The sequence below is a fragment of the Collinsella aerofaciens genome (assembly GCF_040915425.1).
In the GTDB taxonomy this organism is placed as follows: domain Bacteria; phylum Actinomycetota; class Coriobacteriia; order Coriobacteriales; family Coriobacteriaceae; genus Collinsella; species Collinsella aerofaciens_BW.
The window spans coordinates 1-12,049 of sequence record NZ_JBCPDN010000068.1; the positions used below are offsets into that span (position 1 = coordinate 1).

The 12,049-nt window shown below is 62.0% G+C and carries 12 protein-coding genes and 1 tRNA gene; 9 read left to right on the forward strand and 4 right to left on the reverse strand.

Features of this window, described 5'->3' with window-relative positions:
* Window positions 1-219: 219 nt before the first annotated feature.
* The 8 genes from aroF (at window position 220) to aroQ (ending at window position 8,751) form a co-directional block, all read left to right on the forward strand.
* Window positions 220-1,242, forward strand: coding sequence for a 3-deoxy-7-phosphoheptulonate synthase (gene aroF / locus AB5164_RS08665; protein ID WP_035138595.1), 1,023 nt, complete (start codon window positions 220-222; stop codon window positions 1,240-1,242).
* A gap of 3 nt (window positions 1,243-1,245) precedes the next feature.
* The gene (locus tag AB5164_RS08670; protein ID WP_238022461.1) at window positions 1,246-2,160 is read left to right on the forward strand and encodes a prephenate dehydrogenase; all 915 of its coding nucleotides are present in this window, start codon (window positions 1,246-1,248) and stop codon (window positions 2,158-2,160) included.
* 36 nt (window positions 2,161-2,196) lie between these two features.
* A complete protein-coding gene (gene aroB / locus AB5164_RS08675) occupies window positions 2,197-3,303 on the forward strand; it encodes a 3-dehydroquinate synthase (protein ID WP_368143154.1) in 1,107 nt (368 codons plus the stop codon).
* Window positions 3,297-4,616, forward strand: coding sequence for a 3-phosphoshikimate 1-carboxyvinyltransferase (aroA, locus tag AB5164_RS08680; protein WP_368143155.1), 1,320 nt, complete (start codon window positions 3,297-3,299; stop codon window positions 4,614-4,616). The genes aroB and aroA overlap by 7 nt, the downstream gene beginning before the upstream one ends.
* A 1-nt stretch (window position 4,617) precedes the next feature.
* Window positions 4,618-5,715 (forward strand): chorismate synthase, encoded by a 1,098-nt coding sequence (gene aroC, locus AB5164_RS08685; RefSeq protein WP_368143156.1) that lies wholly within the window; start codon window positions 4,618-4,620, stop codon window positions 5,713-5,715.
* A 137-nt stretch (window positions 5,716-5,852) separates the two neighbouring features.
* Window positions 5,853-6,998, forward strand: a complete 1,146-nt coding sequence (gene pheA / locus AB5164_RS08690; RefSeq protein WP_368143157.1) for a prephenate dehydratase — start codon at window positions 5,853-5,855, stop codon at window positions 6,996-6,998.
* A complete protein-coding gene (locus tag AB5164_RS08695; protein ID WP_368143158.1) occupies window positions 6,999-8,249 on the forward strand; it encodes a shikimate kinase in 1,251 nt (416 codons plus the stop codon).
* A 64-nt stretch (window positions 8,250-8,313) separates the two neighbouring features.
* Window positions 8,314-8,751: a type II 3-dehydroquinate dehydratase gene (aroQ, locus tag AB5164_RS08700; RefSeq protein ID WP_368143159.1), complete on the forward strand. Its 438-nt coding sequence runs from the start codon at window positions 8,314-8,316 to the stop codon at window positions 8,749-8,751.
* 104 nt (window positions 8,752-8,855) lie between these two features.
* Here the strand turns inward: aroQ and AB5164_RS08705 are convergent.
* From AB5164_RS08705 to AB5164_RS08715, 3 genes are all read right to left on the reverse strand, one after another.
* Window positions 8,856-8,932 (reverse strand) — tRNA-Arg (locus tag AB5164_RS08705).
* A 54-nt stretch (window positions 8,933-8,986) separates the two neighbouring features.
* Window positions 8,987-9,754, reverse strand: coding sequence for an ABC transporter ATP-binding protein (locus tag AB5164_RS08710; RefSeq protein WP_006236046.1), 768 nt, complete (start codon window positions 9,752-9,754; stop codon window positions 8,987-8,989).
* 11 nt (window positions 9,755-9,765) lie between these two features.
* Window positions 9,766-10,611, reverse strand: coding sequence for an ABC transporter permease (locus AB5164_RS08715; protein ID WP_022094778.1), 846 nt, complete (start codon window positions 10,609-10,611; stop codon window positions 9,766-9,768).
* Between the two features lie 160 nt (window positions 10,612-10,771).
* Here AB5164_RS08715 and AB5164_RS08720 point away from each other — a divergent pair, with 160 nt between their 5' ends.
* A complete protein-coding gene (locus tag AB5164_RS08720) occupies window positions 10,772-11,743 on the forward strand; it encodes a glycosyltransferase family 2 protein (protein WP_368143160.1) in 972 nt (323 codons plus the stop codon).
* Window positions 11,744-11,845: 102 nt separating this feature from the next.
* Here the strand turns inward: AB5164_RS08720 and AB5164_RS08725 are convergent.
* A partial coding sequence (locus AB5164_RS08725; protein ID WP_368143161.1) for a sugar nucleotide-binding protein occupies window positions 11,846-12,049 on the reverse strand: 204 nt, incomplete at its 5' end.

Here is a 12,049-nt window from a genome sequence, read left to right on the forward strand (position 1 = left end):
GGGGCCGCGGGGGCGTTCGGCTAGGTGCGGGAATGGCCTATTTGCTCAATGTGTTCGGCTGAGATCGGAAATCAACCATTCCGAGGAAGACGCGGCGCAACGGCCCACTTTAGAAGGCAAAAGCGAGTCAGATAGTATAAACTCTCATGCACCATATATACACGGCTCGCGATGCGGGCCGTTTTTGCAAAAGTTATCCATCGAGGTGAGAGGCACACCATGATTGCAATTTTAAAGCAGAGCGCCAGCGACGAGGCCGTCGGCCATATCGTCAGCTGGATTGAGAAAAAGGGCCTGAAGACCGATGTCTCGCGCGGCGAGAATGAGACGATTATCGGCCTGGTGGGCGATACGACCAAGATCGACCCGTTCCTGCTCGAGTCCATGGATGTCGTCGAGCGCGTGCAGCGCGTCTCCGAGCCGTTCAAGCGCGCCAACCGCAAGTTCCACCCCGAGGACTCCGTCATCGACTGCGGTCACGGCGTCAAGATCGGCGGCGACCAGTTCCAGGTCATCGCCGGTCCCTGCTCCGTCGAGGGCGAGAACCTCATCCGCATCGCACGCCGCGTGAAGGCCGCCGGCGCCACGATGCTGCGCGGCGGTGCCTACAAGCCCCGCACCTCCCCCTACGCCTACCAGGGCATGGGCCCCGCCGGCCTCGACCTGCTGTGCGAGGCGTCTGCCGAGCTCGACATGCCGATCGTCACCGAGATCATGGATCCACGCGACGTGCAGGTCTTCTTGGACAAGAAGATTGACGTCATGCAGATCGGCGCCCGCAACGCCCAGAACTTCCCCCTGCTCAAGGAGGTCGGCAAGACCCAAACCCCGATTCTGCTCAAGCGCGGCATGTCCGGCACGATCGACGAGCTGCTTATGGCAGCCGAGTACATCATGAGCGAGGGCAACGACAACGTCATCCTGTGCGAGCGCGGTATCCGCACCTTCGAGACCCGCACCCGCAATACCTTCGACCTCAACGCCGTGCCGGTTCTGCACCACCTGTCGCACCTGCCCGTCGTCGCCGACCCCAGCCACGCCACCGGCTACACCCGCTACGTTGAGCCCATGGCGCTCGCCGCGACCGCCTGCGGCGCCAACGGCCTGGAGATCGAGGTCCACGACGAGCCCAGCCGCGCATGGTCCGACGGCGCTCAGGCCCTCACCCCCGACCAGTTCGACGACACCATGCGCCGCATTCGCGCCATCCGCGAGGTCGTCTGCCAAGAGACCATGGAGTAGCCCATGGGTACGGTGAGAAACGCGCGCGTTAACCAGGGCGGCCCCAAGTGCGCCGGTATCGTCGGCCTTGGCCTCATCGGCGGTAGCTTTGCCCGCGGCTATGCCCAGGCGGGCGTCCGCGTGCTGGCCTGGGACCCCGATGACGATGTCATGACGGCCGCCAGCATGGGCACTGTCGCCGGAGAGCTCAACGACGAGACACTCGGCGAATGCGACATCATCGTCCTGGCTTGCTACCCCGAGGCCTGCATCGAGTGGCTCGAGGCGCATGCCCAGGCCCTCGCCGACGCCACCGACACCGAGGCCATCATGGGTCCCGTGGTGATCGACACCGTGGGCGTCAAGGGCATCGTGTGCGAACGTGCCTTTGAGCTTGCCCGTGAGCACGGCTTTTACTTTGTGGGCGCACACCCCATGGCGGGCACGCAGTACTCGGGCTACGCACACTCCCGCGCCGACCTGTTCCAGGGCGCGCCACTCGTGCTCGTGCCGCCCGCGGTGGACGATGCGCTCAAACTGGAGCTTTTGGGCCAGGTGCGCGAGATGGTGCGCCCCTTGGGCTTTGGCAAGTTCAGCGTGACCAGCGCCGCCGAGCACGACCGCGTCATCGCCTTCACGAGCCAGCTTGCGCACGTGGTGTCCAACGCCTACGTCAAAAGCCCCACCGCCCAGGTCCACCACGGCTTTTCGGCCGGTAGCTACCGCGATCTCACCCGCGTGGCGCACCTCAACCCGCAAATGTGGTCCGAGCTCATGATCGACGACGCCGACGCGCTCGCCTACGAGATCGACCATCTGATCGAATCGCTCGGCGCCTACAGCCGTGCGCTCAAGGACCGCGACCAGCGCTATCTGGAGAATCTCCTTGCCGAGGGCGACCGCATTAAGCGCGCGCTCGACGACGAGACCTCCCACTAGACCACCTATCACGCCAGGTCGAAAGGACCGAAGCTTATGGCGATTACCATCGATATCGACACTGCACGCCCCTACCAGGTGCATGTTGGCACGTTTTTGCTGGAGCAGGCGGGACCACTCGTGCGCGCCACTGCCGGCGGTACCAAGGCCGTCATCGTGACGGACACCAACGTGGGCCCGCTCTACCAGATGCCCGTTAAGCAGAGCCTGGAGGCGTCAGGCTACGAGGTGAGCATCTGCACCTTCGAGGCCGGAGAGGCCCATAAGCGCGCCGAAACCTATGTTGCCATTATGGAGTTTGTGGCAGAGCACGAGCTTTCGCGCTCCGACGTGATCGTGGCACTCGGTGGCGGCGTCGTGGGCGACGTGGCGGGCTTTGTGGCCGCCACCTACATGCGCGGCTGCAAGTTTGTGCAGATCCCGACGAGCCTGCTCGCCATGGTGGATTCGTCGGTGGGTGGCAAGACCGCCATCGACCTGGCTGCCGGCAAGAACTTGGCCGGCGCCTTTTGGCAGCCGAGCGTGGTTATCGCCGACGTGGGATGCCTGGCCACCCTCACGCCCGAGCAGTTCGCCGACGGCTGCGGCGAGGTCGTCAAGCACGCCGTGATCGCCGACCCGGAGCTTTTCGCCGAGCTGGAGAAGACCCCGCTCACGCTGGAGCTGCTCAACCGCGATGTGGCGCGCGTAGCGCTCATCATCGCCCGCAATATCGACATCAAGCGCGCCGTGGTCGTTGCCGACGAGCGCGAAACCAACCAGCGCAAGCTGCTCAACTTTGGACACAGCGCCGGACACGCCGTCGAGGCCTGCGAGCACTTTGAGCTCGGACACGGCAACTGCGTGTCGATCGGCATGGGCATCATCACGCGTGCCGCAGCCCTGCACGGCGTCTGCGACGCCGAGCTGCCCGGACGTATTGAGGAGCTTTGTGCACGCCACGGTCTCAAGACCCGCTGTGAGCTTTCCGCCAACTCCATCTTCGCCGAAGCGCTCCACGACAAGAAGCGCGCCGGCGAAACCATCGACCTGGTGATTCCGCACGGCATTGGCCGTTGCAGCATCGACCGCACGCCGCTTTCCACATTCCACGAACTCATTGCCGAAGGCCTCGGCCAGAAGGGAGACGCATCCGCATGCTAGCCCGCATCACCCCGTCCCCGCTCAAGGGCACCGTTCCCGCCATCGCGTCCAAGTCGATGGCGCATCGCCTGATCATCTGCGCCGCGCTTGCCAACGGCGAGACGCACGTCACCTGCAACACCACCTGCGCCGACATCGAGGCCACGGTGCGTTGCCTCACGGCGCTCGGCGCCCGCATCGAGACCGTCGAGGACGGCTTCCAGGTCCACCCCACCATGAAGAGTGTTGAGTTTGGCCTGCTCAAGGCCCTTGCCGGCGGCACGCTCGACTGCGGCGAAAGCGGCTCCACGCTGCGCTTTATGCTGCCCGTCGCTTGCGCGTTGGGCGCGGAGGCCACCTTTGTGGGCCAGGGTCGCCTGGGCGCCCGCCCGCTCTCCCCGCTCTCGGACGAGATCATCGCCGCCGGCTGCGACCTGCAGGGTCTGGGCGGCTTTCCGCTCAAGACGAGCGGACGCATGCGCCCGGGCACCTTTGTGCTGCCGGGCAACGTGAGCTCGCAGTACATTTCGGGCCTGCTGCTGGCAGCCCCGTTGCTCGCCCAGCCCTCCTGCGTGCAGGTGACCGGCCTCATTGAGAGCCGCCCCTACATCAACCTGACGATCCAGGCCATGAAGGCCTTTGGCGTCGAGGTCAACGTCGAGCGCATTCCGGCCAAGGACGGCCAGCCCGAGGTCACGAACTTCCGCGTGAGCAGCGGCTCGTACCGTACGCCCAGCAGCGTAGCCGTCGAGGGCGACTGGTCCAACGCCGCCTTTTGGCTGTGTGCCGGTGCCATCGGCACCGACCCCATCACCGTCGAGGGTGTGTCCCTGAGCTCCGCACAGGGCGACCGCAACGTGCTTGCCGCGCTTTCGCGCTTTGGCGCCCGCATCGTGCGCTCCACCAACGCCGCAACCGTGCAGTCCGACAAGCTCGCTGGCTTTGAGATGAGTGCCCACGACATCCCCGACCTGGTGCCCGTCATCTCGGCCGTGGCATCGCTGGCGCAAGGCCGCACGTTCATCCGCGATTGTGCCCGCCTGCGCATCAAGGAATCCGACCGCCTGGCCACCACCACCCGTGAGCTCACCGCGCTGGGCGCACAAGTGCGCATTGCCGGTGACGACCTCATCATCAAGGGCGTCGATGCCTTTACCGGCGGCGAGGTCGATTCACACAACGACCATCGCATCGCCATGATGGCAGCCATCGCCGCAAGTCGCGCCACCGGCGAGGTCGTGATCCACGGCGCCGAGGCCGTCAACAAGTCCTATCCCGATTTCTTCGACCACTACCGCCTGTTGGGCGGCAAGGTCACGCTCGAGGAGGAATAGCATGTCCTCGACCTTTGGCAACGTCTTGCACTTAAGCATCTTCGGCCAGTCGCACTCCCCCGCTATCGGCTGCTCGCTCGATGGCATTCCGGCGGGCATCACCGTGGACCAGGAAGCGCTGCAGGCCTTTTTGGACCGTCGCGCCCCTGGTCGCGACGAGACCGCGACCAAACGCCGTGAGGCCGACGCCGCCCACATCATCGCCGGTGTTGTCGATGGACATACCACCGGCGCGCCCATCGCCGCGATTATTGAGAACACCAACACGCGCTCCAAGGACTATTCCGAGCTGCGCCGCAAGCCCCGTCCCGGACATGCGGACTTCCCTGCGCGCGTGAAGTATCACAACATGCACGATGTCGCCGGTGGCGGGCATTTCTCCGGCCGCCTGACGGCACCCCTGTGCATCGCCGGCGGGATCGCGCTGCAGGCACTCGAGGCCCGCGGCATTCAGGTCATGGCGCACGTCGCGCAGATCGGCGGCATCTCCGACCTGCCCATGGATGATATGGTCTATCGCGAGGCCGACCGCAAGGCGATCCTTACGAACGACCTGCCCTGCATTGACGCTGCCGCCGCCGGCCGCATGCGCGAAGAGATCCTAGCCGCGCGCGACGAACTCGATAGCATCGGCGGCATCGTGGAGTGCGGCATCTACGGGCTTCCCGCGGGCATCGGCGACCCCATGTTCGACGGCATCGAGAACCGCATCGCGCAAATCGCCTTTGGCATTCCCGCCGTAAAGGGCGTGGAGTTTGGCATGGGCTTTGCCGTCGCTGCCATGCGCGGCAGCGAGAACAACGATCCGTATCGCATCGATGCCGAGACCGGCGATATCGAGGTCGAGTCCAACAACGCGGGCGGCATTCTGGGCGGCATCTCCACCGGCGCGCCCGTCATGTGGCGTATGGCCGTGAAGCCGACGCCTTCCATCGGCCGCGAGCAACAGACCGTGGATATGGACGCCATGGAAAACGCCGAGCTCTCGGTCCACGGCCGTCACGATCCCTGCATCGTCCCGCGCGCCGTCCCCGTAGCCGAAGCAGCGGCCGCCCTCGCGATTTGGGACGCCCTCCTAGAGGACGCAGGCCAGCGTTAAAAAATCTCCGGGGGCCAACTCCGGCCCCCACGCCCACCCAGTGATTTTTCTGGGACGGGGATTAAAAAATCATTGTGTACCTAATGATTTTTTTATCCCCGTCCCAGAAAAATCACCGACACGTGAAAGGGGTCCCTATGGACCTTGCTGACATCCGCCAGACCATCGATGGCATCGACACCACGCTCCTCAACAGCTTTGTCGAGCGTATGGACATTGCCACCGAGGTCGCCAAATCAAAGATCGAGATGGGCAAGGCCGTCTTCGACCCCGCCCGCGAGCGCTCCAAGCTCAACAACCTCGCCAGCCGCGCGCCCGAGCGCTACGAGGCACAGACCATCGCCCTGTTTCGTCTCCTCATGAGCATGAGCAAGGCCGAGCAGCAGCGCTACATCAACGAGCTCAAGGGCATCACGGTGTCGCAAAAGGCCCATGCCACGGCCGCGGCCTTTGACACGCCCTTCCCCCAGACGGCCACTGTGGCCTGCCAGGGCGTCGAAGGCGCCTACAGCCAGATCGCCGCGTGCAAGCTCTTCGACGTGCCCGATATTGCGTTCTTCGAGACCTTCGAGGGCGTCATGCGCGCCGTGCGCGACGGCTTCTGCGAGTTTGGCGTGTTGCCCATCGAAAACTCCACCGCCGGTTCGGTCAACGCCGTCTACGACCTGCTCGCCCAGTTCGACTTCCATATCGTGCGTTCGCTGCGCCTCAAGATCGATCACAACCTGCTCGTCAAGCCCGGCACCAAGCTCGCGGACATACGCGAGGTCTACAGCCACGGCCAAGCCATTGCCCAGTGTGCCGGCTTTATCGAGTCCCACGACCTGCACGCCATCAAGTACCCCAACACGGCCATGTCGGCCGAGATGGTCGCCAACTCCGAGCGCACCGACGTCGCCGCCATCGCCTCGCGCAGCTGTGCCACGCTGTATGGCCTCGAGGTGCTGGAGCCCAATATCCAAGACTCGGACAACAACTACACGCGCTTTGTCGTCATCAGCCGCGAGCCGCGCGTCTACCCCGGTGCCAACCGCACCTCGCTCATGATCACCACGGCCAACGAGCCGGGCGCCCTCTATCGCGTGCTCGAGCGCTTCTACGCACTCAACATCAACCTGATCAAGCTCGAGAGCCGCCCCATCCCCGGCCACGACTTTGAGTTTATGTTCTACTTTGATCTGGACTGTCCCTTTGGCAGCAAGGCCCTCGACGACCTGCTCGATTCCATCGACGACGTGTGCGAGAGCTTCACCTACTTTGGCAGCTATACGGAGGTGCTCTAGATGACCGATGCCGCCGCAACCCGTCCCTACGGTGTGCTGGGCCGCGTGCTGGGCCACAGCTACACCCCGACCATCTACAAGGAGCTCGCAGGGCTCGAGTACGTGCGTTTTGAGCGCGAGCCCGAGGATCTGGAAGCTTTTATGACGAGCGACGAATGGGAGGGCACCAACGTGACTATCCCCTACAAGCGCGCCGTCATGGACTACCTGGACGAGCTGAGCCCGCTGGCCGAACGCATGGGCAACGTCAACACCATCACGCGCCTGCCCGACGGCCGCCTGCGCGGCGACAACACCGACTACTTTGGTTTTCAGTGTCTAGTAGAGGAGTTGGGCATAGAGGTTGCCGGCAAAAAGGTCCTCGTGCTCGGAGCCACTGGCGGTGCCGGCACCACGGCAAGTATGGTGCTGGGAGACCTGGGCGCCATCGTTGTGCCCGTGGGTCGCACGAGCGAGGTCAACTACGACAACATCTCGCAGCAGTCCGACGCCGCCCTGCTCGTCAACTGCACGCCCGCCGGCATGTTCCCCCATTGCCCCGACGCGCCTTGCACGCTCGAAGGGCTCGATGTGCTCGAAGGCGTTATCGACATTGTCTACAACCCCGCCCGTACGGGTCTGATGCTCGAGGCCGAGCGCCGCGGCATGCCCTGCATCGGCGGCCTGCTAATGCTCGTGGCCCAGGCAGCGCAAGCCGTCGAGCGCTATACCGGCCAAGTCACCCCGCGCAAGCGCATCTTGGACGTAACGGAGCGTCTGTCCCGCCGCGAACAAAACATCGCGCTGATCGGCATGCCGGGCTCGGGCAAGACCCGCGTGGGTGAGCAGATTGCCCTGCGCACGGGGCGAGAGCACATCGACCTCGATCGCGCCCTCGAGGAACGCCTGGGGATGCCCTGTGCCGATTTTATCGTCGAGCGCGGCGAGGCGGCCTTCCGCGAGCAGGAGACGGCGGCGCTGTCCGACATCTCCAAGCGCAGCGGCCTGGTGCTCTCAACGGGCGGTGGCGTGGTCACGCGCGACGAGAACTACCCGCTGCTACATCAGAACAGCCAGATCGTGATGCTCAACCGCAAGCTCGACGAACTCGCCCACAAGGGACGCCCCATCACCGCCCGCGATGGCATCGATAAGCTCGCCGAACAGCGCATGCCGCGCTACCGCGCCTGGGCCGACTACATCATCGACTCACGCGACTGCGCCGCCAATACCGCCCAAGCCCTCCTCGACACCCTCCCACCCGCTCTCTAACCAAAACCGCCACAAAGGGGACAGGCACCTTTGTGGCGGTTTTCCAACCGTAAAGGAAGCAACCATGAAAGCACTCGTCATCAACGGCCCCAACCTCAACATGCTCGGTATTCGCGAGCCGGGCATCTATGGCAGCGACAACTACGACCGCTTAGTGCAGATCTGCCAGGAAGCGGGCACCGCTCAGGGCTTTGACGAGATCGAGGTCTTCCAGTCCAACCACGAAGGCAGCATCGTCGACAAGATTCAGGAGGCCTACGGCAAGGTCGACGGCATCGTCATCAACCCGGCCGCCTACACGCATACGAGCGTGGCCATCCTGGACGCGCTCAAAGCCGTCGCAATCCCGGCTGTGGAGGTCCACATCAGCGCTGTCGAGACCCGCGAGGACTTCCGCCAGGTGAGCTATGCACGCCTAGCCTGCTTCGCCACCATCACCGGCGAGGGCCTACAGGGCTACGCCCACGCGCTGGAGCTGCTGAGGGAGTATCTCGAAAAGTAAAATGCCAACCCCAACAAACAGCAGCGGCTTGCTCGCGCTCGGCTCCAGCAGCACACAAGATGAAAAAAGCCCAGACCACCAAGCGGTCTGGGCTTAATAAACGATGGTGCTCCATGGCGGATTCGAACCGTCGACCTTGGGATTAGAAGTCCCCTGCTCTATCCAACTGAGCTAATGGAGCAAATAACCGCACGCCCAAGCAGGCGCAAGCCTGTCGGGCGCAAGTAATTATAACCTAGTTGAACTGCTCGCGATACGCCTTGCAGACCTCATCGACCGGGCCGTCCATGCGAAGGTCACCCTTCTCAATCCAAACGGCACGCTGGCAGATGCGCTCAACCTGCTCCATAGAGTGCGAAACGAACAGAACCGTCACGTCGCCGCTCTGGATAAAGTGCTGGATGCGGGCCTCACACTTTTGCTGGAAGAACACATCACCGACGGACAGCGTCTCGTCAACGATCAGAATATCGGGCTCGGTAATCGTCGCGATTGCAAAGGCGATACGCGCCACCATGCCCGAAGAGAAGTTCTTAAGCGGCATATCGACAAAGTTCTGCAGCTCAGCGAACTCGATAATGCCGTCAAAGTTGGCGTCGATGAACTCCTTGGTATAGCCGAGCAGGGCGCCGTTCAGATAGATGTTCTCGCGGGCGGTCAGCTCGGGGTCAAAGCCGGCGCCAAGCTCAATCAGCGGCGCGATGTTACCGTGCACCTTAACGCTGCCCTCGCTAGGCTCAAGAACGCCAGCGATAATCTTGAGCATCGTAGACTTGCCGGAGCCATTGGTGCCGACCAGACCCACAACCTCGCCGCGATGAATATCAAACGAGATGTGCTTAAGCGCCCTAAACTCCTCAAAGAACAGCTCGTGCTTGGCAAGCTTAATGAAGTACTCCTTGAGGTTGGTCAGCGACTCGGACGCCATGTTAAAGATCATGGTGACGTCGTCGACCTCGACAGCCAGAGGCTGCTCGCTGTAATCAACAACAGATTCAGTCATCACAGCACTCCTTAGATGTAGAGGATAAATTTGCGCTCGGACTTATGGAACACGGTATAGCCAATAATAAGCGCAAGAACCGCCCAAGCGACGCACATACCAAACGTCATAAGCGAGGGCGTAGTCTGGAACAGGAAGATATCGCGCATAAACTGCAGGTAGTTGAACATGGGGTTCGCATACATCAAGATACGCACGAGATGCGGCATTTGCGCAATATAGTCAGTCGTCCAGAAGATGGGCGTAATGTAAGTCCACGCCGTAATGACGACGCTCCACAGATGCATAACGTCGCGGAAGAAGACCGTAAGGGCAGAGAGCATCATGCCCAGGCCCATGCAGAAGCACATAAGCAGCAGCAGGCAAACCGGCAACAGAATCAGGTGCCAAGAAGGCATAACGCGGAACCACAGCATGACGATGGCGACGGCGACCAGCGAGAAGGCAAAGTTGACCAGCGAGAAGAGCACCTTCTGCACCGGGAAAACCCAGCGGTGCACCTTAACCTTCTTGAGCAGAGGGGCAGCGCCCACGATCGACGTCAGGGCCTGGTTAGTAGACTCAGACATGACGGCAAAGGTGATGTTACCCACGATCAAGTACAGCGGGTACATCTCGGGCGTCATTGAGCCATTGCGGCCCTGGCCAAAAATCGTCGAGAACACGATGGCCATGACGATCATCATCAGCAGCGGGTTGAGCACCGACCATGCGACGCCCAGAACGCTACGGCGATACTTGATCTTAAAATCCTTGGTAACCAGCTGACGAAGGATAAACGCGTCCTTCTCAAATTCGTTCTTAGCAAACGTCGCAGGCAGACTGCGAGTTTCTTGTTGCTTTGTCTGATCCGACACGGATGCAACTCCTTTACTCGTAATCGTTGACAAACGAACAGTATAGACCCGACGGCCATGCAAACGATTCGCGCAACAAAACTGGAGAACTAACCCACATCTTAGGATGCCAGGCCCAAACGGCTATACTTTCTAGGATTGAATGTATAAGGAGCATTAAGTGAATTCTGAATCCATCGCCGTCATCATCCCTTGCTACAACGAAGCGCTCACGATCGGCAAAGTCATCGACGACTTTCACCGCGAGCTTCCGCAGGCGACGGTCTATGTCTATGACAACAACTCGTCGGACGATACCTCACGCATTGCCACCGAGCACGGCGCCACAGTCCGCTTTGAGCCCCGTCAGGGAAAGGGCAACGTGTGCCGCCAGATGTTTCGCGATATCGACGCCGATTGCTACCTGATGGTCGACGGAGACGACACCTACCCCGCCGAGGCGGCCAAGGCCCTCTGCGAGCCCATCCTTAACGGCACGGCCGACATGACCGTAGGCGATCGCCTTTCCAACGGCACCTACGCCGAGGAGAACAAGCGTGCCTTCCACGGCTTTGGCAATAATCTGATCCGCGCCATGATCAAGTGGATCTATGGCTACAGCTTCGATGACGTCATGACAGGCTACCGCGCCATGAGCCGCCCGTTCGTTAAAACCTTCCCAGTGCTTTCCGAGGGCTTTCAGATCGAAACCGAGCTCTCGATCCACGCCGTCGACCACCGCTGGCGCATCAAAGATGTGCCCATCGAGTACCGCGACCGTCCCGAGGGTTCCGAGTCCAAACTCAACACCGTGAGCGACGGCATTAAAGTCGTTGCGATGATCGGCACGCTGTTCAAGGACTACCGCCCGCTGAAGTTCTTCAGCCTCGTTGCGCTTCTGTTCGCGGTATTCGGCCTCGCCCTGGGCATGCCCATCGTTGTCGAATATTTCCAGACCGGCCTCGTCCCGCGCTTCGCCACCGCTATGCTCGCCGCCTCGTTTATGTTCCTGTGCGGCCTGAGCCTTGCGACCGGCTTCATCCTAGATTCTGTAGCAAAGGTCGAAAAAAAGCAGTGGGAGGTCAACGTGTACAGCAAATACGCCTACGACGACCAGCCCGGCCACCCTACTTCCATGCCAAGCGAGAGGTAGATCTTCCGCAAAATACTATTGGCACCACTGCGCAGATAGCCACCAACAAGAAAAGCCGCCGTTAAAGAACGGCGGCTTTTACTCTCGAAAAGTTAATAGCGGCTAGAGCGTCTTGATGTACTCCCCCAGCTCTTCCTCCCAGTCGGGCATGTGGAAGCCGGCAGCCTCGAGCTTGGACAGGTCGAGCGCGGAGTGGACCGGGCGCGGGGCGACGGGGCCCTCGGCGCTCGCGTAGTAGTCGGCGGTCGATACCGGCACGACCCTGTCCCCGTTGCCGTTGGCGGCCTCGAAGACGGCGCGGGCGAT